22 protein-coding genes are annotated in these 19,883 nt (G+C 69.7%); 18 read left to right on the top strand and 4 right to left on the bottom strand.

Annotated elements, in window-relative coordinates:
* Nucleotides 1–59 precede the first annotated feature (59 nt).
* The 3 genes from G6N26_RS09950 (at nucleotide 60) to G6N26_RS09940 (ending at nucleotide 3,670) form a co-directional block, all read left to right on the top strand.
* Nucleotides 60–1,136 (top strand): metal-dependent hydrolase family protein, encoded by a 1,077-nt coding sequence (locus G6N26_RS09950; RefSeq protein WP_139799140.1) that lies wholly within the window; start codon nucleotides 60–62, stop codon nucleotides 1,134–1,136.
* 142 nt (nucleotides 1,137–1,278) lie between these two features.
* The gene (locus G6N26_RS09945) at nucleotides 1,279–3,075 is read left to right on the top strand and encodes an N-acyl-D-amino-acid deacylase family protein (protein WP_083018170.1); all 1,797 of its coding nucleotides are present in this window, start codon (nucleotides 1,279–1,281) and stop codon (nucleotides 3,073–3,075) included.
* 1 nt (nucleotide 3,076) lies between these two features.
* Nucleotides 3,077–3,670 carry a TetR/AcrR family transcriptional regulator gene (locus G6N26_RS09940; RefSeq protein WP_083018168.1) on the top strand — a complete coding sequence of 198 codons (594 nt, stop codon included), beginning with the start codon at nucleotides 3,077–3,079 and terminating at the stop codon, nucleotides 3,668–3,670.
* Between the two features lie 16 nt (nucleotides 3,671–3,686).
* Here G6N26_RS09940 and G6N26_RS09935 read toward each other — a convergent pair whose 3' ends face one another.
* Nucleotides 3,687–4,562: a D-alanyl-D-alanine carboxypeptidase family protein gene (locus G6N26_RS09935; RefSeq protein WP_083018166.1), complete on the bottom strand. Its 876-nt coding sequence runs from the start codon at nucleotides 4,560–4,562 to the stop codon at nucleotides 3,687–3,689.
* 59 nt (nucleotides 4,563–4,621) lie between these two features.
* Between G6N26_RS09935 and G6N26_RS09930 the strand changes: the two genes are divergently transcribed.
* The 5 genes from G6N26_RS09930 to trmD all read left to right on the top strand — a co-directional run bounded on the left by G6N26_RS09930 (nucleotide 4,622) and on the right by trmD (nucleotide 7,280).
* Entirely contained in the window at nucleotides 4,622–5,041 is a 420-nt protein-coding gene (locus tag G6N26_RS09930; protein WP_067168835.1) for a nuclear transport factor 2 family protein, read from the top strand.
* A 162-nt stretch (nucleotides 5,042–5,203) separates the two neighbouring features.
* Nucleotides 5,204–5,737, top strand: a complete 534-nt coding sequence (gene rpsP / locus G6N26_RS09925; RefSeq protein ID WP_083018164.1) for a 30S ribosomal protein S16 — start codon at nucleotides 5,204–5,206, stop codon at nucleotides 5,735–5,737.
* Nucleotides 5,738–5,745: 8 nt separating this feature from the next.
* Nucleotides 5,746–5,988 (top strand): RNA-binding protein, encoded by a 243-nt coding sequence (locus G6N26_RS09920; protein ID WP_003878715.1) that lies wholly within the window; start codon nucleotides 5,746–5,748, stop codon nucleotides 5,986–5,988.
* A 9-nt stretch (nucleotides 5,989–5,997) separates the two neighbouring features.
* Entirely contained in the window at nucleotides 5,998–6,528 is a 531-nt protein-coding gene (rimM, locus tag G6N26_RS09915; RefSeq protein WP_083018162.1) for a ribosome maturation factor RimM, read from the top strand.
* An 11-nt stretch (nucleotides 6,529–6,539) separates the two neighbouring features.
* Nucleotides 6,540–7,280, top strand: a complete 741-nt coding sequence (gene trmD / locus G6N26_RS09910) for a tRNA (guanosine(37)-N1)-methyltransferase TrmD (RefSeq protein WP_083018160.1) — start codon at nucleotides 6,540–6,542, stop codon at nucleotides 7,278–7,280.
* Nucleotides 7,281–7,288: 8 nt separating this feature from the next.
* Here the strand turns inward: trmD and G6N26_RS09905 are convergent, their stop codons facing one another.
* Entirely contained in the window at nucleotides 7,289–8,275 is a 987-nt protein-coding gene (locus G6N26_RS09905) for a serine hydrolase (RefSeq protein ID WP_067168827.1), read from the bottom strand.
* Nucleotides 8,276–8,625: 350 nt separating this feature from the next.
* Between G6N26_RS09905 and rplS the strand changes: the two genes are divergently transcribed.
* From rplS to G6N26_RS09885, 4 genes are all read left to right on the top strand, one after another.
* Nucleotides 8,626–8,967, top strand: a complete 342-nt coding sequence (gene rplS, locus G6N26_RS09900; RefSeq protein ID WP_064877853.1) for a 50S ribosomal protein L19 — start codon at nucleotides 8,626–8,628, stop codon at nucleotides 8,965–8,967.
* Nucleotides 8,968–9,069: 102 nt separating this feature from the next.
* On the top strand, nucleotides 9,070–9,966 hold the full coding sequence (gene lepB, locus G6N26_RS09895) for a signal peptidase I (protein WP_083018158.1): 897 nt from the start codon (nucleotides 9,070–9,072) through the stop codon (nucleotides 9,964–9,966).
* A gap of 2 nt (nucleotides 9,967–9,968) precedes the next feature.
* Nucleotides 9,969–10,688, top strand: a complete 720-nt coding sequence (locus G6N26_RS09890; protein ID WP_083018156.1) for a ribonuclease HII — start codon at nucleotides 9,969–9,971, stop codon at nucleotides 10,686–10,688.
* A gap of 67 nt (nucleotides 10,689–10,755) precedes the next feature.
* Nucleotides 10,756–11,061, top strand: a complete 306-nt coding sequence (locus tag G6N26_RS09885; RefSeq protein WP_003875077.1) for a DUF2469 domain-containing protein — start codon at nucleotides 10,756–10,758, stop codon at nucleotides 11,059–11,061.
* An 8-nt stretch (nucleotides 11,062–11,069) separates the two neighbouring features.
* Here the strand turns inward: G6N26_RS09885 and G6N26_RS09880 are convergent, their stop codons facing one another.
* Entirely contained in the window at nucleotides 11,070–11,840 is a 771-nt protein-coding gene (locus G6N26_RS09880) for a GAF and ANTAR domain-containing protein (RefSeq protein ID WP_067168820.1), read from the bottom strand.
* Nucleotides 11,841–12,019: 179 nt separating this feature from the next.
* Between G6N26_RS09880 and G6N26_RS09875 the strand changes: the two genes are divergently transcribed.
* The 5 genes from G6N26_RS09875 to G6N26_RS09855 all read left to right on the top strand — a co-directional run bounded on the left by G6N26_RS09875 (nucleotide 12,020) and on the right by G6N26_RS09855 (nucleotide 18,265).
* Entirely contained in the window at nucleotides 12,020–13,009 is a 990-nt protein-coding gene (locus G6N26_RS09875) for an NAD-dependent epimerase/dehydratase family protein (protein ID WP_083018154.1), read from the top strand.
* Between the two features lie 76 nt (nucleotides 13,010–13,085).
* Nucleotides 13,086–15,425, top strand: coding sequence for an FdhF/YdeP family oxidoreductase (locus tag G6N26_RS09870; protein ID WP_179960312.1), 2,340 nt, complete (start codon nucleotides 13,086–13,088; stop codon nucleotides 15,423–15,425).
* A complete protein-coding gene (fdhD, locus tag G6N26_RS09865; RefSeq protein WP_067168815.1) occupies nucleotides 15,425–16,246 on the top strand; it encodes a formate dehydrogenase accessory sulfurtransferase FdhD in 822 nt (273 codons plus the stop codon). Before G6N26_RS09870 ends, fdhD begins: the two co-directional genes overlap by 1 nt.
* Before the next feature lie 133 nt (nucleotides 16,247–16,379).
* A complete protein-coding gene (locus G6N26_RS09860; protein WP_083018151.1) occupies nucleotides 16,380–16,754 on the top strand; it encodes a YraN family protein in 375 nt (124 codons plus the stop codon).
* Nucleotides 16,754–18,265, top strand: a complete 1,512-nt coding sequence (locus G6N26_RS09855) for a YifB family Mg chelatase-like AAA ATPase (protein ID WP_083018149.1) — start codon at nucleotides 16,754–16,756, stop codon at nucleotides 18,263–18,265. The genes G6N26_RS09860 and G6N26_RS09855 overlap by 1 nt, the downstream gene beginning before the upstream one ends.
* Nucleotides 18,266–18,291: 26 nt before the next feature.
* On the opposite strand, the gene G6N26_RS09850 is transcribed toward G6N26_RS09855, so the two are convergent.
* On the bottom strand, nucleotides 18,292–18,567 hold the full coding sequence (locus G6N26_RS09850) for a DUF4190 domain-containing protein (protein WP_083018147.1): 276 nt from the start codon (nucleotides 18,565–18,567) through the stop codon (nucleotides 18,292–18,294).
* A 113-nt stretch (nucleotides 18,568–18,680) separates the two neighbouring features.
* Here G6N26_RS09850 and dprA point away from each other — a divergent pair, with 113 nt between their 5' ends.
* The gene (gene dprA, locus G6N26_RS09845; RefSeq protein WP_083018145.1) at nucleotides 18,681–19,856 is read left to right on the top strand and encodes a DNA-processing protein DprA; all 1,176 of its coding nucleotides are present in this window, start codon (nucleotides 18,681–18,683) and stop codon (nucleotides 19,854–19,856) included.
* Nucleotides 19,857–19,883: the final 27 nt, after the last annotated feature.

Raw genomic sequence — 19,883 nt, 5'->3', positions numbered from 1 at the left:
GCGGAGCCGGGCGAAGCGGGTCGTCACCCTTGGACCGGAAGAAACTAACCGCCGTGCGCATGCACGTGCGGGGTGTGGGGCTGCCCGACGAGACCGAGATCCAACTGTGGATCGTCGATGGCCGCATCAGCACCGAACCGGTCGCCGGCGCCGACACCGTCTTCGACGGCGGGTGGATTGTGCCCGGGCTCGTCGATGCCCACTGCCACGTCGGCCTGGGCCAGCACGGCGAGATCCCGCTCGACGAGGCGATCGCCCAGGCCGAGACCGAACGCGACGTCGGCGCGTTGTTGTTGCGGGACTGCGGGTCGCCCACCGACACGCGCAGCCTCGACGACCGCGACGACATGCCCCGCATCATCCGCGCCGGCCGGCATCTGGCCAGGCCCAAGCGGTACGCGGCGGGCTTCTCCCGCGAGCTCGAAGACGAATGGCAACTGCCGGACGCGGTGGCCGAGGAGGCGCGCCGCGGCGACGGCTGGATCAAGCTGGTCGGCGACTGGATCGACCGCAGCGTCGGTGACCTCGCGCCGCTGTGGTCCGACGACGTGCTCAAGGCGGCGATCGAGAGCGCCCACGCCCACGGCGCCCGCGTCACCGCGCACGTCTTCAGCGAGGACGCGCTCCCCGGCCTGATCAACGCCGGCATCGACTGCATCGAGCACGGCACCGGCCTGGACGATGACACCATCGAGCTGATGGTCGAGCGCGGCACCGTGCTGGTCCCCACGCTGGTCAACATCACCGAAAATTTCCCCGGCATCGCCGAGGCCGCCGCGAAGTACCCGGCCTACGCCGCCCACATGCGCGACCTGCATGCCAGCGGCCCGTCCCGCATTGCCGCGGCGCGGGAAGCGGGCGTGCCCATTTACGCCGGCAGCGACGCCGGCACCATGGTCCCGCACGGCCGCATCGCCGACGAGATCGAAGCGCTCAAGGGCATCGGGATGAGCCCGACGCAGGCGTTGGGGGCGGCCTGCTGGGACGCGCGCCGCTGGCTCGGCCGGCCCGGGCTCGATCACGGCGCGTCGGCCGACCTGTTGTGCTTCGCCCGCGATCCGCGGTCGGGGCCCGCCGTGCTGAACAATCCCGAGCTGATCATGTTGCGCGGCAAGATCTTCCGTTCACCGGCCTAGTCGGGCGCGTCGCGCGCCACACCCGCGTTCGATAGCGCACACTCACCAGCAGGGTTGGGTTCTGCCACGCGCCGCCAAGAAAAGATTGCGAGTGCTTGCTATCTATGTTAGCTTTCGGGCAACCAATGACTTGGAGGAATCCATGGCCTACGACGTGATCATTCGCGACGGATTGTGGTTCGACGGCACCGGCGCCGCGCCGCTCACCCGCACGCTGGGCATCCGAGACGGCGTCGTGGTCGCCGTCTCGGCCGAGTCGCTGGATGACACCGGCTGCCCCGAGGTGATCGAGGCGGCCGGCAAGTGGGTCGTGCCCGGCTTCCTCGACGTGCACACCCACTACGACGCCGAGGTGCTGCTGGACCCCGGCCTGCGCGAGTCCGTGCGCCACGGCGTCACCACCGTGCTGCTGGGCAACTGCTCGCTGTCGACGGTCTACGCCGATTCCGAGGACGCGGCCGATCTGTTCAGCCGGGTGGAGGCGGTGCCGCGCGAGTACGTCTTCGGCGCGCTGAACTCGGGCAGGTCCTGGTCGACGGCGGCGGACTACGTCAAGGCGATCGACTCTCTGCCGCTTGGCCCCAATGTCGGTTCGCTGCTTGGTCATTCGGACCTGCGTACCTCGGTGCTCGGACTGGAACGGGCCACCGACCCCACGGTCCGGCCCACCGACGACGAGCTGAAGGAAATGGCGGCGCGGCTCGACGAGGCCCTCGACGCCGGGCTACTCGGCATGTCCGGGATGGACGCGGCCATCGACAAACTCGACGGCGAACGCTTCCGGTCGCGCGCCCTGCCGTCCACCTTCGCGACCTGGCGGGAACGGCGCAAGCTGATCAAAGTCCTGCGCAAGCGCGGCCGGATCCTGCAGAGCGCACCGAATCTGGAGAACCCGATCCTGTCACTGATGTTCTTCTTGACCAGCAGCCGAATCTTCGGGCGCGGCAAGGGAGTCCGGATGAGCATGCTGGTCTCCGCGGACGCCAAGTCCATGCCGCTCGCCGTGCACACCTTCGGGCTCGGCACCCGGATCCTCAACACGCTGCTGCGGTCCAGCGTGCGGTTCCAGCACCTGCCGGTGCCGTTCGAATTGTATTCCGACGGAATCGATCTGCCGGTGTTCGAGGAGTTCGGCGCGGGCACCGCTGCGCTGCATCTGCGGGACCAGTTGCAGCGCAACGAACTTCTGGCCGACGAGGCCTATCGCCGTCGGTTCCGCCGCCAGTTCGACCGCGTCAAGCTGGGGCCGTCGCTGTGGCACCGCGACTTCCACGACGCGGTCATCGTGGAATGCCCCGATACGTCGTTGGTCGGCAAGAGCTTTGGTGCGATCGCCGACGAGCGTGGCCTACACCCGCTGGATGCGTTCCTCGACGTGCTCGTCGAAAACGGCGAGCGCAACGTCCGGTGGACCACGATCGTGGCCAACCACCGGCCCAAGCAGCTCAACAGGCTCGCCGTCGACCCCAGCATCCACATGGGCTTCTCCGACGCCGGGGCGCACTTGCGCAACATGGCCTTCTACAACTTCGCACTGCGCATGCTCAAGCGCACCCAGGACGCCCATCGGGCCGGCGCGCCGTTCCTGTCGACCCAGCAGGCGGTGTACCGGCTCACCGGCGAACTGGCCGAGTGGTTCGGCATCGACGCCGGCACGCTGAGGGTGGGTGACCGCGCGGACTTCGTCGTGATTGACCCGGCCGGCCTCGACGAATCGGTCGACGGCTACCACGAGGAAGCGGTGCCGTTCTACGGGGGCCTGCGCCGGATGGTCAACCGCAACGACAACGCCGTCGTCGCCACCGGCGTGGGTGGCGCGGTCGTATTCAGCGAGGGCCAATTCCGCGACGGCTACGGGAAAACCGTGAAGTCCGGCCGCTACCTGCGGGCCGGCGAGCGCGCCCGCGGTGCCCGGGGCGCCCTGAGCCGAAGCGCCTGACATGGCCAGAACCCAGCAACAGCGCCGCGAGGAAACCGTCGGGCGGCTGCTGGACGCGTGCATCGCCACCATCATCGAGATCGGCTACGCCCGGGCGTCGGCCGCGGTGATCACCAAACGGGCCGGGGTGTCGGTCGGGGCGTTGTTCCGTCACTTCGACACCATGGGCGACTTCATGGCGGCCACGGCGTCCGAGGTGCTGCGCCGCCAACTGGAGTCGTTCACCAAGGGGGTCACTGAAATACCAGCCGACCAGCCGACCCTCGAGGCGGCGCTGACGATCCTGCGCGACATCACCAGCGGACCGTCCAACGCCGTGCTCTACGAACTTCTGGTCGCCGCACGCACCGACGAAAAGCTCAGGGAGACTTTGCAACACGAGCTCGGGCACTATGCGGCGAAGATCCACGACGCCGCGCGGTCGCTGCCGGGCGCCGACCGGTTCCCGGCCGACACCTTCCCGGTGTTCGTGGCGCTGATGACCAACGTGTTCGACGGGGCCGCCGTGGTGGAGGGGGTGCTGCCCCAACCCGAGATCGCGGCCCAGCGGATCCCGGTGCTGACGGCGCTGCTGACCGCCGCGCTGCGGGATTGAGCTGCGCGAGCGGCGATTACAGCGAGCCGATGCCGGCCTGCGGGCTTTGCGCGAATCCCCAGTCGAACAGCGTCGCCGCCTGATCCCAGTACGACGGCCCGCCCTCTTTCACCAGCCCGTACATCATGGCGATCACCAGCCGGCGCCCCCCGCGCGCGGCGGCGCCGACGAAGGTCTTGCGGGCGGCGTTGGTGAATCCCGTCTTGCCGCCGATCGCGCCGGGGTAGCGCTGCAGCAGTTCGTCCTGGTTGGTGATGAGGTGATCGCCGTTGTCGCCGGGGAACATCGCCGATGGTTCCGCGGTGATCTGCGCGAACACCGGGTTGGCCATCGCGGCGCGGAAGATGACGGCCAGGTCGTGCGCCGTCGACGAGCCCGAGCCGCCGGGGCCGTCCAGGCCGGACGGTGTGGCCGCATGCGTGTTGGTGGCTCCCAGGGAGGCCGCCTTGGCGTTCATTTTGGCGACCGTGACGTCCGGGCCGCCCAGCATGTGGGCCAAGGTGTTGGCGGCGTCGTTGCCCGAGACCAGCAGCAGGCCGTCGAGGAGTTGGCGCGCGGTGTAGGTGCGGCCCGGCTTGATGCCGACGCAGTTGCATTCGACCTGGGTATCGGCGACGTCGGCGACCACGGTGGAGTCCAGGCTCACCGAATCCAGGACCACCTGGGCCAGCAGCGTCTTGATGGTGCTGGCCGGCGGGTGGGCCGCGTTCTGGTCGCGGCCTGCCAGCACCTGGCCGCTGTCGAGATCGGCGATGATCCAGGTCTGCGCCGGGCCGTCGGGGATGGGGATCGAGCCGATCGGCTGGCTGCTGTCGGCGCGTGACGGGGTGGCGGTGACGACGGTGGCAGTGACGGCGAGCAGCACCGCGGCTGTGCCCAAGAGCTTCCGCATGGGCCGAAAGTCTAACTTCCGGCCCTTTTGGGCGCGGATTTTCGTCTACTGTCCGAGGCATGTTGAGCCTGGCCGAGATATCCGACCGCCTTGAGATCCAGCAGCTTCTGGTGGATTACTCCACCGCCATCGACAACCGCCGCTTCGACGACTTGGACCGCGTGTTCGTTCCTGACGCCTACATCGATTACACGGCCTTGGGCGGCATCGAGGGCCACTATCCCGAGGTGAAGAAGTGGCTGTCCGAGGTGCTGCCCAACTTCCCGGTGTACGCGCACATGCTCGGCAACTTCTCGGTGCGCATCGACGGGGACACGGCGTCGTCGCGGGTGATCTGCTTCAACCCGATGGTGCTCGGTGGCGACGCGGATCAGGTGCTGTTCTGCGGCCTCTGGTACGACGACGAGTTCGCGCGTACCTCGGAGGGCTGGCGGATGACCCGGCGGGTGGAGACCAAGGTCTTCCAGAAGGTGATGTGAGCGAATTTCTGATCGCCGGCCCTGGTCTGGCACAATGGGCGGCTGTCCGCCGTGCGATCACGCATCGTCGGCCGGTCAGAAACGCGAGGCAAAACCGGATCCGGGCATCGGGCCCCGATCGCTGAATTGCAGCGTGACACACACAGGAGAAGTCGCTTAACCATGGCTGTCAAGATCAAGCTCACCCGGCTTGGCAAGATCCGCAACCCCCAGTACCGCATCGCCGTCGCCGACGCACGGACCCGGCGCGACGGTCGCTCCATCGAGGTCATCGGCCGGTATCACCCGAAGGAAGACCCGAGCCTCATCGAGATCAACTCCGAGCGCGCCCAGTACTGGCTGTCCGTGGGTGCCCAGCCCACCGAGCCCGTCCTCAAGCTGCTGAAGATCACCGGCGACTGGCAGAAGTTCAAGGGGCTGCCCGGCGGCGAGGGCCGGCTGAAGGTCAAGTCCGCCAAACCCAGCAAGCTGGAGCTGTTCAACGCCGCGCTGGCCGAGGCCGAGGGTGGACCGACCACCGAGGCCGCGAAGCCGAAGAAGAAGTCCCCGGCGAAGAAGACCGCGAAGGCCGCCGAGGGCGAGCCCAAGGCCGAGTCCAAGCCCGAGTCCGAGGGCGCCGCTGAGACCGCCGAGACCACGCCCGCCGAGGCGCCCGCCGAGGGCGGCGAGCAGGCCGAGTCGACCACCGAAAGCTGATCGCGGCGATGAGTACGGTTGTCGTTGACGCTGTTGAGCACCTGGTTCGCGGGATTGTCGACAACCCCGACGACGTCCGGGTGGACATGGTGACCAGCCGCCGGGGGCGGACGGTCGAGGTCCACGTCCATCCCGACGACTTGGGCAAGGTGATCGGCCGCGGCGGCCGCACCGCGACCGCGCTGCGCACGCTGGTCGCCGGCATCGGCGGTCGCGGTATCCGCGTCGACGTGGTGGACACCGACCAGTAGAGAACTCCGGTGGAGTTGACCGTCGGGCGCGTCGTGAAGGCGCACGGGATCGGTGGCGAAATCGTCGTCGAAATCCGCACCGACGACCCGGACGCCCGATTCGCGCCGGGTAATACGTTGCGCGGTAAGGCGTCTCGCGGCGGCGGGGAACGGGATTTCGTCGTCGAGAGTGTGCGCGAACACGGCGGGCGGCTGCTGATACGGCTGGCCGGCGTCGCCGACCGTGACTCGGCCGATGCGCTGCGCGGCACGTTGTTCGTCGTCGATTCCGACGACTTGCCGCCGATCGACGAGGCCGACACCTACTACGACCACGAACTCGAAGGGCTGCACGTCCGCACGATCACGGGCCAGGACGTCGGTGTGGTTGGCGAGGTCTTGCATACCGCCGCGGGGGAGTTGTTGGCGGTGCGGCGCGTGGACGCCGCCGGCGAACAGGGGGAAGTGCTGGTGCCGTTCGTCAGCGCGATCGTGACGTCGGTGTCGCTGGACGAGGGCAGGATCGAGATCGATCCGCCCGACGGCCTACTGGATCTGTAGGGGCGGTTGGGATGAGGATCGACGTCGTCACGATCTTTCCGGGCTACCTGGACCCGCTGCGGCAATCGTTGCCCGGCAAGGCGATTCAGTCTGGACTGGTCGATCTGACCGTCCACGATCTGCGCCGGTGGACGCACGACGTGCATCGCTCGGTCGATGATGCGCCGTACGGCGGCGGCCCGGGAATGGTGATGAAGGCGCCGGTGTGGGGCGACGCGCTCGACGAGATCTGCTCCGGTGAAACGCTTTTGGTCGTCCCGACGCCGGCCGGTGCCCTATTCACTCAGGCCACGGCCGCGCGCTGGAGTGCTGAGAAGCACCTGACGTTCGCGTGCGGCCGCTACGAGGGCATCGACCAGCGGGTCATCGAGGACGCCGGGCGGCGGATGCGGGTGGAAGAGGTCTCCATCGGCGACTACGTCTTGCCGGGCGGGGAGTCGGCCGCGGTGGTGATGATCGAGGCCGTGCTGCGGCTCCTCGACGGCGTCCTCGGCAATCCCGCGTCGCGCCTTGATGATTCGCACTCGCCGGCCCTGGACCGCCGCCTCGAGGGGCCCAGCTATACCCGGCCGCCGAACTGGCGGGGACTCGAGGTTCCCGAGGTGCTGCTCTCCGGTGACCACGCGCGAATTGCCGCGTGGCGACGGGAGATCTCGCTGCAGCGCACCCGCGAACGGCGCCCGGAGCTGCTTGAGCTCGGCGACGATGCGGTCCGCGACGCGGACCGAGGAGGAGCCGGGCCATCGGCTTGAACGCGAGACTAGAGGCCGCTCGCGGCCGCGTCGATGCGGCCCTCGGGAAAGATCGTCTTGACCGCCCGGGTGATGGTGTCCCGCGCGGTGGCGTCGTCGGAGGGCTGCAGGGATTGCACCACCATGATGTAGCGGCGGTCGGCCCCGATCACGCCCGTCGACAGGTGCATCCAGTCGCTGCCGATGCAGCACATCCAGCCCTGCTTGACCGCGACCGGTTCGGCGTAGAGACCGTCCGGGATGCCGAATCGCTGGGGGTAGCCGTCGAGGCCGTTGGGAGTGGACTGCGCCAGGTCGTTCACGATGATCTTGGCCTGGTCGGCGGGCAGGCCCCCCGAGCCGTCCAGCAGCATCTCGTAGTAGCGGATCAGGTCGGTCACCGAGCTCATGGTGTTCCACCAGCGCCCGTCGCTGGGCGGGGTGGTGGACGCCAGGCCGTAGCGGGCGGCCACCTCGGAGATGATGGCGGACCCGCCGCCCTGCCCCCAGAACCGCTCGGCCGCGCCGTCGTCGGAGGACTGCAGCATGATGTCGAGCGCCTGGCGGTCCTCAGCGCTCAAGGCGGCCTTACCCTCGGCCTCGTGCAGCAACAGGTCGTCGGCGATGAACAGCTTCGCCACCGACGCGGTGCCCACGACCTGGCCGTTGCCGTTGGAGACCAGCTGGTGGGTGCGGCGATCGAGGATGGCCACCGACAGCGCGGCGCCGCTGGCGGCGGCCTCGTCGGTGGCCTGTTGAACGCGCGCCTGCAGCTGGGCGGGCCCCGCGCCCGGCAGTGCCCGGGGCGGTTGCGGCTCCTGCGGCGGCGTGGCGGCCTCGAGCATCAGCGCCGCCGACTGCGGCGGTGCGGGTGCGGGCCGCTGGGGGATGACCCGCACGGGCGCGTTGACCGGAAGGCTGTAGACCTTGGCCTGGACCAGCGCCTCGGAACCGGCGGCGACCAGCAACGTCACCGCCGCAGTGGCGGTGAGCAGCGTCAGCGGCCGTACCCGCATTCGACTCCTCCGGCGTGACTTCGACTTGATCTGGACGCAGCGCAACGGCCAGATTTTTCGAGCCACCCACACCGGCCATCACGCAACGGTGCGGGTAGCGCGTTCTGACCCCAGTCATATGTACCATTCACCAGCGCATTCGGCTCGCCGCGAACCGCCGACTTCGTGTGATTTTCGCGGCACGCGCACTGTCTGGCACAATTGACCAGTTGTCTCCAGCGGTTGCAGGCCGGTTGGGCCTTTTCCCGCCCGCTGCGAGATACGCCAGAAAGCCCATCGGCTCGGCGACCGCCTCACACCTGCGTGTGGGTAGCTGCCGTCGGCCGCGACCTCAAGGAAGTGTCTCTCAGATGAACCGGCTGGACTTCGTCGATCAGGCGTCGCTGCGCGACGACATCCCGGTTTTCGGCCCGGGCGACACCATCAACGTGCACGTCAAGGTCATCGAGGGCGCCAAGGAGCGCATCCAGGTGTTCAAGGGCGTGGTGATCCGCCGCCAGGGCGGTGGCATCCGCGAGACCTTCACCGTCCGCAAGGAAAGCTACGGCGTCGGCGTCGAGCGCACCTTCCCGGTGCACTCGCCCAACATCGACCACATCCAGGTGGTGACCCGTGGCGATGTCCGCCGCGCCAAGCTGTACTACCTGCGGGAGCTGCGGGGCAAGAAGGCCAAGATCAAGGAGAAGCGCTGACCCGGGACGCCTTGGCGGCGCTGGTGATTCGCCTTACGGGTTTCCGAAGCGGATCACTCGCCGCCTTGCCGGGCCACAACCCGCGCTGGCTACGCTGATCTCGTGACCGACACCGCGGATTCATCTAACCCCCAGTCCCACGCTGGCGAATCAGATCCGAAGGTCTCTACGCGCAATCTGGAGACGCGCCCCGACGACGCCGAGACGGCCGACCGGCCGGTTCCCGAACCGGGCCCCGCGGAAGAGGTGTCCGAGCGCGACGGCGCCAAGCACTCCACGCTGCGCGAATTCGCCCTCCTGGCGGTGATCGCCATCGTGCTCTACTACGTCATGTTGACGTTCGTGGCGCGGCCCTACCTGATCCCGTCGGAATCCATGGAGCCCACGTTGCACGGCTGCACGGGCTGCGTCGGCGACCGGATCATGGTGGACAAGATCACCTATCGGTTCAGCGCACCGAGCCCGGGCGACGTCATCGTCTTCAAGGGCCCGCCGCCGTGGAACCTCGGCTACAAGTCGATCCGGTCGAACAACACCGTGCTGCGCTGGGTGCAGAATGCGCTGTCCTTCATCGGCTTCGTACCCCCTGACGAAAACGACCTGGTCAAGCGGGTGATCGCGGTCGGGGGGCAGACGGTGGCGTGCCGGGCGGAGACCGGGCTCACGGTCGACGGCAAGCCGCTCAAGGAGCCGTATCTGGATCGCAACACCATGGCGGCCGACCCGTCGGTCTACCCGTGCCTGGGCAGCGAGTTCGGGCCGGTCGCCGTTCCCGCCGGACGGCTGTGGGTGATGGGCGACAACCGGACGCACTCGGCGGATTCACGCGCCCACTGCACCAGCGTGCCGGCCGAGGCACTCAAGGGTGTGCTGTGCACGGGCGATCCCACCTCGGGGACCGTGCCGGTGTCCAACGTCATCGGCAAGGCCAGGTTCATCGTGTGGCCGCCGTCCCGTTGGGGCGGCGTGGAGTCGGTGAACCCGCAGCAGACTCGGTAGTCATGGCCACGACGTGGCCGCCGCGGACGGTGATCCGGAAGTCGTCAGGGTTGCGCACCCTGGAGTCGGCGCTGTACCGCAGCGGGCTGGGCCCGGTGGCCGGCGTCGACGAGGTCGGTCGCGGCGCCTGCGCGGGCCCGCTGGTGGTGGCCGCCTGTGTGCTCGGGCCGGGGCGAATGGAAAGCCTTGCCGCGCTTGATGATTCCAAGAAGCTCACCGAGGCCTCCCGGGAGAAGTTGTTCCCCCTGATCCGCCGCTACGCGCTGGCCTACCACGTCGTGTTCATCCCGCCGGCCGAGGTGGACCGGCGCGGCGTGCACGTCGCCAACATCGAGGGGATGCGCCGCGCCGTCGCCGGACTGTCCGTGCGGCCGGGATATGTGTTGAGCGACGGTTTCCGGGTGCCCGGTTTGGCGGTCCCGTCGCTGCCCGTCATCGGTGGCGACGCGGTCGCCGCGTGCATCGCGGCGGCCAGCGTGCTGGCGAAGGTCAGCCGGGACCGGCTGATGGTCGCGATGGAGGCCGACCACCCCGGTTACGGCTTCGCCCTGCACAAGGGCTACAGCACCCCGGCGCACAGCACCGCGCTGACCCGGTTGGGGCCGTGCCCGGAGCATCGTTATTCGTTCATCAACGTGCGGCGCGTCGCGAACGGGTCGGGTGCCAAGCTGGTGGCGGACTGCGACCCGGACCCACCGCTGCAGCGCGATGGATATCGGTGAGGAAAGATGGGGCCAGGGTCCCGGGGACAGTATGTGGGAGAAGGACGTCTGAGCGGATGAGTGGCAGATGAGCGCAGAAGATCTCGAAAAGTACGAAACCGAGATGGAGCTCTCGCTCTACCGCGAATACAAGGACATCGTCGGCCAGTTCAGCTATGTCGTGGAGACCGAACGACGCTTCTACCTGGCCAACAGCGTGGAGATGACGCCGCGCAACGCCGACGGCGAGGTCTACTTCGAGTTGCGGCTGTCCGACGCCTGGGTGTGGGACATGTACCGGCCGGCGCGGTTCGTCAAGCAGGTGCGGGTGGTCACCTTCAAGGACGTCAACATCGAAGAGGTCGAGAAGCCCGAGCTGCGGCTCCCCGAATAGCCGGCGTTCTAGGCGTTCGGGGGCAGCTGGTTGTCCGCGAGGGCGGGCAGCTGGCCGCGCTGGTCGATGACCGCGCGCGCGACCTCGGCCAGCTTGATGTTCAGCGTCTGGGAGTGGCGGCGCAGCAGGTCGAAGGCGTCGTCCTCGCTCATCTCGTGCAGCAGCATCAGCATCCCGACCGCCTTGCCGATCTCCCGGTTGCTGAGCAGTCCCCGGCGCAGGCTCGCGGCGTCTTCCCCCTTGGCGACCGCGTTGATCGCGACGCTGGCGAAGGCGGCCAGCACCGCCGCCCGCCCGGCGGACTCGGCGTCGAACACGTTGGGGGTGTCGCTGAACAGATTGAGCGCGGCGCCCTTGCGTTTGTCGACCAGGAGGCGGAATCCCATGGCCCCGCGCACCGGTGTCTCCGCGACCAGGACCGCCGCCAGCTTGGGCCACAGCGACGGCGTGGTCAGGTCCGGGTCGATCTGAGGCGTCTCCTCCTCGATCGCGTCGATGCACGGGCCGTCGCCGGCGCGCCGCTCCAGCTCGTCGACGTGCTCCGCCAGCCGGTCGCTGGCGCCGACGGTGATGTATTGGTCGTTCTCGCGCACCAGCAGGCTGGCGTGGTCGCAGCCGCGGATGGCCAGGGTGGCGGCGACGCAGATGGCCGCGTACATCTCGTTGGCGTCCGAGCCCCGGTAGATGATTTCGGCCAGAGCCGCGAAAACCGTCGCCGGGTCGGCCTTATCGCCGCCAGTCGGGGGCGCGCCCGCGCGGGTTGTCGGGTCGTCCGCCATGCTGTTGCCTCGTTCCTGCGGTGGTGGCGGGGTGGCCTGTTGGTCGCCGTAGATTATCGGTCGCCGCCCCCACCCTTGCACGCGGTTTGGTTCGGTTGCAGCGAATCGGCGGGCGCCTTTGACCGCGGTGCCGTTTCCGCGCAGAGTTTCGGGTGGGAGAGGCAGGGAAGGACGTCTAGATGGGTGTAACCGTCGCGGTGACCGGACCCACCGGGGAGATCGGAATGTCCGCGGTGACGGCGCTGGAGCGCGAACCGGCCGTCGACGCCATCATCGGGATGGCGCGTCGCCCGTTCGACCCGTCCTCGCGCGGCTGGGTCAAGACTACCTATCAGCGGGGCGACATTCTGGACCGCGAGGCGGTCGACGCCGTGGTCGCCCAGGCCGACGTGGTGATCCACCTCGCGTTCATCATCATGGGCTCGCGCGACGAGAGCGCCCGCGTCAATCTGCAAGGCACCCGCAACGTCTTCGAGGCGACGGTGGCGGCCGAGCGGCCGCGGCGCCTGGTCTACACCTCGTCGGTGGCGGCCTACGGCTACCACGCGGATCACCCGGTCCCGCTCACCGAGGACGTGCCGGCGCGCGGCTCCGCGGAGCACTACTACTCCGCACAGAAGGCCGCCTGCGAGGCGATGCTCGCCGACATCACCAGGGATTCGCCGCTCGAGGTCTTCGTCCTGCGGCCGTGCGTCGTCGCCGGGCCCAACGCCACCGCCCTGGCCGACGCCATGCCGTGGAATCAGCTGCCCGGCCCGATGCGCGCCATTGTCAAGGCGATCAAGGCCGTTCCGATGCTCAAACCGGTGGTTCCCGATCCGGGCGTCCCGCTGCAGCTGGTCCACCATGACGACGTCGCGTCCGCGATCGCGCTGGCGGCCACCGCCCCGGCGCCGCCGGGCGTCTACAACATCGCCGGCGACGGTGTGGTGGCGGTGGCCGATGTGGCCCGCGCGCTGGGTGCGCGGTCGGTCCGGGTTCCCGCCGTCGCGGCCTCGGCGGCCTCGGCGGCGATTTCGCGCGTTCCGCTTGTGCCGTCGATGCTGGAATGGCTGCACACCGCGCGCACGTCGATGGTCATGGACACCACCAAGGCCAAGACCCAGCTGGGCTGGCGACCCATCCACTCCTCGGCGCAGGCGCTGGCGGCGCTGGCGTCAGCGGTCTGAGGCGGTCTGCGGCGGTCCCAGGCGGTCTGAAACCGGGAGAGCGCGCGGCCCTCCCGCAACGCGGTAATTTGATGCTGTGAGGTCTCACCGTTCGGCCGTGTCCGGGCCTGCCGCCGTCGATTACGACGAACACGCGGTCACCGTCACGCCCCGCAAGCGCGAAGCGGCGGGCGTTCGGGCGGTGTTGGTCTCGCTGCAGCGCGGCTTCGAGCAGATGGGTGCGGTGCGCACCGCGGCGGCGCTGGCCCGGCTCAACCAGCGCAACGGCTTCGACTGCCCCGGATGCGCGTGGCCCGAGGAGCACGGCGGGCGCAAACTGGCCGAGTTCTGCGAGAACGGCGCCAAGGCCGTCGCCGAAGAGGCCACGAAACGCACCGCCACGCCGGAATTCTTCGCCCGGCACTCGATCGCCGAACTGTCGGCCAAGCCCGAGTATTGGCTGTCGCAGCAAGGCAGGCTCACCCACCCCATGGTGTTGCGCCCCGGCGACGACCACTACCGCCCGATCGACTGGGACGGCGCCTACCGGTTGATCGCCGGACAGCTCGGGAGCCTGGACAGCCCCGATGAGGCGGTGTTCTACACGTCGGGACGCACCAGCAACGAGGCCGCGTTCTGCTACCAGCTGCTGGTCCGCTCGTTCGGCACGAACAACCTGCCGGACTGCTCCAACATGTGCCACGAGTCCTCGGGCTCGGCGCTGACCGAATCGATCGGTATCGGCAAGGGTTCGGTCACCGTGGAGGACGTCGAGCTGGCCGACCTGATCGTCATCGCCGGACAGAACCCGGGCACCAACCACCCGCGGATGCTGTCGGTGCTGGAGAAGGCAAAGGCCAACGGCGCCAAGATCATTGCGGTGAACCCGCTGCCCGAGGCCGGGCTGATCCGGTTCAAGGACCCGCAGAAGGTGCACGGAGTCGTGGGGCACGGCATCCCGATCGCCGACGAATTCGTGCAGATCCGCCTGGGTGGCGACATGGCTCTGTTCGCCGGGCTGGGCAGGTTGCTGCTCGAGGCCGACGACCGCGCCCCGGGGACCGTCATCGACACCGCGTTCGTCGACGCGCATTGCGCGGGGTTCGACGAATACCGGCGCCGGACTCTCGACATCGACCTCGACGACGTGTTCGCCGCCACCGGCATCGAACGTCAGCAGCTCGACCGCGTCGCCGGCATGCTGATGACGTCGCGGCGCACGGTGGTGTGCTGGGCGATGGGCCTGACGCAGCACGCCCACGCGGTGGCCACCATCGGCGAGATCACCAATCTGCTGTTGCTGCGGGGCATGATCGGCAAGCCGGGCGCCGGGGTGTGCCCGGTGCGCGGACATTCGAACGTGCAGGGCGACCGCACGATGGGCATCTGGGAACAGATGCCCGAGGAGTTCTTGGCGGCCCTGGACGATCGGTTCGGCATCGCCAGTCCCCGCCGGCACGGGTATGACACCGTGGCCGCGATCCGGGCGATGCGTGACGGGCGGGCCAAGGTGTTCGTGGGCATGGGCGGCAACTTCGCGTCGGCCACCCCCGACACCGTCGTCACCGAGGCCGCGTTGCGCAATTGCGCGCTCACCGTGCAGATCTCGACCAAACTCAACCGCAGCCATCTCGTGCACGGGAACACCGCGCTGATCCTGCCCACCCTCGGCCGCACCGACCGCGACATCCGCGGTGGACGGAAACAAGTTGTCTCGGTTGAGGATTCGATGTCGATGGTGCACCTGTCCCGCGGCAGCCTGCACCCGCCCAGCGACGAGGTGCGCAGCGAGGTGGAGATCGTCTGCCAGCTGGCCCGCACGCTGCTCGGTGCGGCGCACCCGGTTCCGTGGGAAACCTTCGCCGCCGACTACGACACCATCCGCGACGCGATCGCCGCGGTGGTCCCCGGCTGCGGCGATTACAACCGCAAGGTGCGCCAGCCCGACGGATTCCAGCTCCCGCACCCGCCGCGCGACACACGCGAATTCCACACCAGCACGGGGCGGGCCAACTTCGCCGTCAATCCGTTGCAGTGGGTGCCCGTGCCCGAGGGCCGCCTGGTGCTGCAGACGATGCGCAGCCACGACCAGTACAACACCACCATCTACGGGCTCGACGACCGTTATCGCGGGGTCAAGGGCGGGCGGCGCGTGGTGTTCATCAACCCCGCCGACATCGAAGCGCTGGGCCTGACCGGCGGCGGCCGCGTCGACCTGGTGTCGGAGTGGACGGACGCCGAGGGCCGGCTTCAGGAGCGGCGCGCCAAAGACTTTCTGGTGGTTGCCTATTCGACCCCGGTCGGCAACGCCGCCGCCTACTACCCGGAGACCAACTCGCTGGTTCCGCTGGATCACACCGCGGCCAAGTCGAACACCCCGGTGTCGAAGGCCATCGTCATCCGGGTGGAGCCCGCGGCCGGCGGTGACATCGCGTAGTGGGGCACGTAACGTCGCGCCGGCGAGTCACGCATCTGACCGCCGAGAAAGCGATCACCCGACCGGAGACCCTGGTCGTCGAGGAGCCGTTGGAGATCCGGATCGACGGCGCGGCGGTCACCGTGACGATGCGCACGCCGGGCGCCGATATCGAACTCGCCCAAGGGTTTCTGCTCACCGAAGGGGTCATCTTCGGCCGCGACGACATCCACAGCATCCGCTATTGCGCCGGGCGTGACGACGACGGCGCCAACACCTACAACGTGCTGGACGTGACGCTGGCGCCGGGGGTGGCCAAACCCGACCTCGACGTCACCCGCAACTTCTACACCACCTCGTCGTGCGGGGTCTGCGGCAAGGCATCCCTGGACGCGGTGAGGCTGATCAGCCGGTTCACCCCGGCCGCCGATCCGGCGACCGTCGCCGCGCGCACGCTGAAGGCGATGCCCAACCAACTCCGGTCCGCGCAAAAGGTTTTCGACAGCACCGGGGGACTGCACGCGGCGGCGCTGTTCGGGGTCGACGGCACGATGCTGGTGGTGCGCGAGGACGTCGGCAGGCACAACGCCGTCGACAAGGTGATCGGTTGGGCGCTGGAGCAGCGGCGGATACCCCTTCAGGCCTCGGTGCTGCTGGTCAGCGGGCGGGCATCGTTCGAGCTGACCCAGAAGGCCGTCATGGCGGGGATTCCGGTGCTGGCGGCCGTGTCCGCGCCGTCGTCGCTGGCGGTTTCACTGGCCGAGGAGTCCGGCATCACGCTGGTGGCGTTCTTGCGGGAGGACTCGATGAACATCTACACCCGGGCCGACCGCATCACCTAAGCCGACGAGGGCGGCGACCCGCTGCACCGCCCGCTGTGGATAAAGGCCGCACTGGGGATAACCGGTCGGTGCGGGCGGGCGCGGGTCGCGACGGCGGCCCGACCCGTCGGGGCCGGCGGGCACGGTGGCCCGCATGACAACCGAACCGACGATGACGCGGATCCAGCTGGGGGCGATGGGTGAGGCGCTCGCCGTGGATCATCTGACCCGCGCGGGATTGCGGATCCTGCACCGCAACTGGCGCTGTCGCTACGGCGAACTCGACATCATCGCCTGCGACCGCACCGGCACGGTGGTGTTCGTCGAGGTCAAGACCCGCACCGGCGACGGCTACGGGGGACTGGCGCATGCCGTCACCCCGCGCAAGGTCCGGCGGCTGCGCCGGCTGGCCGGGCTGTGGCTGGCCGGCCAGGATCGGCGGTGGGCGGCGATCCGCATCGACGTGATCGGCGTGCGCGTCGGCCGCCGCCGCACCCCCGAGATCACCCACCTGCGCGGAGTCGGCTGATGGCGCTGGGGCGCGCGTTCTCCGTCGCGGTGCGCGGCGTGGACGGGGAGATCGTGGAGATCGAAGCCGACATCACGTCCGGACTGCCGGGCGTGCACCTGGTGGGCCTGCCCGACGCCGCGCTGCAGGAGTCGCGCGACCGGGTCCGGGCCGCGGTCGCCAACTGCGGCAACGACTGGCCCCAGGCGCGGCTCACGCTGGCGTTGTCGCCGGCGACCCTGCCGAAGATGGGCAGCGTGTACGACATCGCCCTGGCCGCGGCGGTGCTCTCGGCGCAGCGGAGGCACCCGTGGGACCGGCTGGAAAAGACGGTGCTGCTCGGCGAGCTGTCACTGGACGGGCGGGTCCGGCCGGTGCGCGGGGTGCTGCCCGCCGTGCTCGCCGCCAAACGCGACGGATGGCCGGCCGTGGTGGTCCCGGCGGACAACCTCGCCGAGGCCAGCCTGGTGGACGGCATCGAGGTGTGGGGCGTGCGAACCCTGAGGCAACTGCAGCAATGGCTCGGCGGCACCGGCGCCCTGGACACCAGGATGCAGCCGGACCGCACGCCCGAGGAGCCGGTGGTGGACCTGGTCGACGTGGTCGGGCAGACGCAGGCGCGGTTCGCGGTGGAGGTGGCCGCCGCCGGGGCCCACCACCTCATGCTCACCGGCCCACCGGGGGTGGGCAAAACGATGCTCGCGCAACGCCTTCCGGGCCTGCTGCCGCCGCTCTCGGAGAGCGAGTCACTCGAGGTCACCGCGATCCACTCGGTGGCCGGGTTGCTGTCGGGGGACACGCCGTTGATCACCCGGGCGCCGTTCGTGGCGCCCCATCACAGTTCCAGCGTCGCGGCGCTGGTCGGTGGGGGCTCCGGGATGGCGCGCCCGGGCGCCGTCAGCCGGGCCCATCGCGGGGTGCTGTTCCTCGACGAGTGTGCCGAGATCCGGGTCAGCGCCCTGGAGGCGTTGCGAACACCGTTGGAGGACGGCGAAATTCGTCTGGCCCGCCGCGACGGGGTGGCGTGTTACCCGGCCCGATTCCAGCTGGTGCTGGCCGCCAATTTGTGTCCGTGCGCGCCGGCCAATCCGCAGGATTGCATGTGCCCGGCGGCGACCAAACGCCGCTACCTGGGCAAGCTGTCCGGGCCGCTGCTGGACCGCGTGGACCTGCGGGTGCAGATGGATTCCATACGGGGGACGGCGTTTTCGGGTCGCGACGGCGAATCCACGGCACAGGTGCGGCAGCGGGTGGCGGCCGCGCGTGCGGCCGCCGCGCAGCGCTGGCGGCCGCACGGCTTTGGCACCAATGCCGAAGTCAGCGGGACCCTGCTGCGCCGCAAGTTCCGCCCCAGCGCCGCGACGATGGAGCCGCTACAAAAAGCGCTGGATCGCGGTCTGCTCAGCATCCGTGGCCTCGACCGCACACTGCGGGTCGCGTGGAGCCTGGCTGACCTGTCCGGCCGCACGTCGCCCGGGCTCGACGAGGTCGCCGCCGCGCTGAGCTTTCGCCAGCCAGGGACGCAGCGGTGAGCGCCGCGACCGCCCGGCCGCCCGGCTCACCAGCTGACCAGCGTCAGCCAATCGGTGTGCCCGCCGCGCACCGCGATCGCGACGCTCACCAGGATCGCGAACGCACGGGCGAATTGCGCCATGGCGCGGCCACTTTCGCCCCGCTGTTCCATCTCCCGCAGCGCGATGCAGGCCAGACCGATGCTGAGGACGGGGATGGGAAAGCCGATCCAGCTGATAAGGCTCAGCGCGAAGGCCGCGACCGCCCAAGGGTTTTTGGGTCGCCCGGACGTCGTGTACGCCATCGGCAGGTCGAGGATCATGGTGCGCTCCGTTCGGTGCGGGTCGGTGTGTGGCGGTCGGCGGCTGACGACATCACGTTCGCGCGCGCGGCTGGTCGGATTCTTGGCGAATCCTTGGCGCCGGGAGCGCGGCGATGAGCGCGGCCGACGGTGCCGCGCTGCGCGCGTGGGCCTATCTGTCCCGGGTGGCCGAACCGCCCTGCGCCGGGCTCGCCGCCCTGGTGCAACGGGTCGGCCCGGTCGAGGCGGCCGAGCGGGTCCGGCGGGGAGCGGTCGACGACGACCTGGCCCGGCACACCGAGGCCAGGCGTGACATCGACACGTCGACCGCCGATCTCGAGACGATCGCCCGGCGGGGCGGGCGGTTGGTCACCCCCGACGACGACGAGTGGCCGCTGCTGGCGTTCGCCGCCTTCCGCGGCGCCGAACCGCGGCGCCGCGGCGCTCCGCCGACGGTTGCGCCGATGGTGTTGTGGGCGCAGGGACCCGCCCGCCTCGACGAGGTCGCGCAGCGGGCGGCCGCCGTGGTGGGGACACGCGCGTCGACGCCGTACGGCGAGCAGATGGCCGGCGAACTCGCGGCCGACCTGGCGCAACGCGACGTCGCCGTCGTCTCGGGCGGTGCCTACGGCATCGACGGCGCCGCCCACCGGGCCGTGCTGGACTGCGACGGGATCACCGTGGCGGTCCTCGCCGGTGGGCTCGACGTCCCCTACCCGAGCGGTCACACCGCGCTGCTGCACCGCGTCGGCCAGCACGGGCTGGTGTTCACCGAATACGCGCCCGGAGTCCGCCCCGCCCGCCACCGGTTCCTGACCCGCAATCGCCTGGTGGCCGCCGTCGCCGGGGCCGCGGTGGTGGTGGAAGCGGGCCTGCGCAGCGGGGCGGCGAACACCGCGGCCTGGGCGCGGGCGCTGGGCCGGGTGGTGGCCGCGGTGCCCGGGCCCGTGACGTCGTCGGCCTCGGCCGGTTGCCATGCGCTGCTGCGCGACGGCGCCGAGCTGATCACCCGCGCCGAGCACATCGTCGAGCTCATCGGTCACATCGGCGAATTGGCGCCCGACGAGCCGCGCCCGGTCACACCGTTGGACGGCCTGAGCGACGCCGAACGCCGGGTATACGAGGCATTGCCGGGGCGCGGCGCCGCCACGGTCGATCAGGTCGCGGTCGCGTCGGGGCTGGTGCCCGAGCGGGTGCTGGGGCCGCTGGCGATGCTCGAGCTGGCCGGGTTGGTGCAGCGCCAGGACGGGCGCTGGCGGATCGTGCGGGCCGCCGCGGGCCACGCTGCGTCAACGCCGCGGCTCGTATAGTCGAGGCGAGTCGGGCGTCGGACAGGA

Origin of the sequence: Mycobacterium marseillense (assembly GCF_010731675.1) — a bacterium.
Classification (GTDB): Bacteria; Actinomycetota; Actinomycetes; order Mycobacteriales; family Mycobacteriaceae; genus Mycobacterium; species Mycobacterium marseillense.
Note: the sequence above shows the minus strand (reverse complement) of the source record. Positions and strands in the feature narration are given on the sequence as shown.

What these genes read in the sequence shown, in the direction of transcription:
- dprA (WP_083018145.1), top strand. Translation starts at nt 18,681, where the DNA reads ATGAGCGCGGCCGACGGTGCCGCGCTGCGCGCGTGGGCCTATCTGTCC.
- G6N26_RS09930 (WP_067168835.1), top strand. Translation starts at nt 4,622, where the DNA reads ATGTTGAGCCTGGCCGAGATATCCGACCGCCTTGAGATCCAGCAGCTT.
- G6N26_RS09935 (WP_083018166.1), bottom strand. Translation starts at nt 4,562, where the DNA reads ATGCGGAAGCTCTTGGGCACAGCCGCGGTGCTGCTCGCCGTCACTGCC.
- G6N26_RS09850 (WP_083018147.1), bottom strand. Translation starts at nt 18,567, where the DNA reads ATGATCCTCGACCTGCCGATGGCGTACACGACGTCCGGGCGACCCAAA.
- G6N26_RS09920 (WP_003878715.1), top strand. Translation starts at nt 5,746, where the DNA reads ATGAGTACGGTTGTCGTTGACGCTGTTGAGCACCTGGTTCGCGGGATT.
- G6N26_RS09880 (WP_067168820.1), bottom strand. Translation starts at nt 11,840, where the DNA reads ATGGCGGACGACCCGACAACCCGCGCGGGCGCGCCCCCGACTGGCGGC.
- G6N26_RS09950 (WP_139799140.1), top strand. Translation starts at nt 60, where the DNA reads ATGCACGTGCGGGGTGTGGGGCTGCCCGACGAGACCGAGATCCAACTG.
- G6N26_RS09905 (WP_067168827.1), bottom strand. Translation starts at nt 8,275, where the DNA reads ATGCGGGTACGGCCGCTGACGCTGCTCACCGCCACTGCGGCGGTGACG.
- G6N26_RS09855 (WP_083018149.1), top strand. Translation starts at nt 16,754, where the DNA reads ATGGCGCTGGGGCGCGCGTTCTCCGTCGCGGTGCGCGGCGTGGACGGG.
- G6N26_RS09940 (WP_083018168.1), top strand. Translation starts at nt 3,077, where the DNA reads ATGGCCAGAACCCAGCAACAGCGCCGCGAGGAAACCGTCGGGCGGCTG.
- rplS (WP_064877853.1), top strand. Translation starts at nt 8,626, where the DNA reads ATGAACCGGCTGGACTTCGTCGATCAGGCGTCGCTGCGCGACGACATC.
- rpsP (WP_083018164.1), top strand. Translation starts at nt 5,204, where the DNA reads ATGGCTGTCAAGATCAAGCTCACCCGGCTTGGCAAGATCCGCAACCCC.
- G6N26_RS09875 (WP_083018154.1), top strand. Translation starts at nt 12,020, where the DNA reads ATGGGTGTAACCGTCGCGGTGACCGGACCCACCGGGGAGATCGGAATG.
- G6N26_RS09885 (WP_003875077.1), top strand. Translation starts at nt 10,756, where the DNA reads ATGAGCGCAGAAGATCTCGAAAAGTACGAAACCGAGATGGAGCTCTCG.
- trmD (WP_083018160.1), top strand. Translation starts at nt 6,540, where the DNA reads ATGAGGATCGACGTCGTCACGATCTTTCCGGGCTACCTGGACCCGCTG.
- G6N26_RS09860 (WP_083018151.1), top strand. Translation starts at nt 16,380, where the DNA reads ATGACAACCGAACCGACGATGACGCGGATCCAGCTGGGGGCGATGGGT.
- G6N26_RS09890 (WP_083018156.1), top strand. Translation starts at nt 9,969, where the DNA reads ATGGCCACGACGTGGCCGCCGCGGACGGTGATCCGGAAGTCGTCAGGG.
- G6N26_RS09945 (WP_083018170.1), top strand. Translation starts at nt 1,279, where the DNA reads ATGGCCTACGACGTGATCATTCGCGACGGATTGTGGTTCGACGGCACC.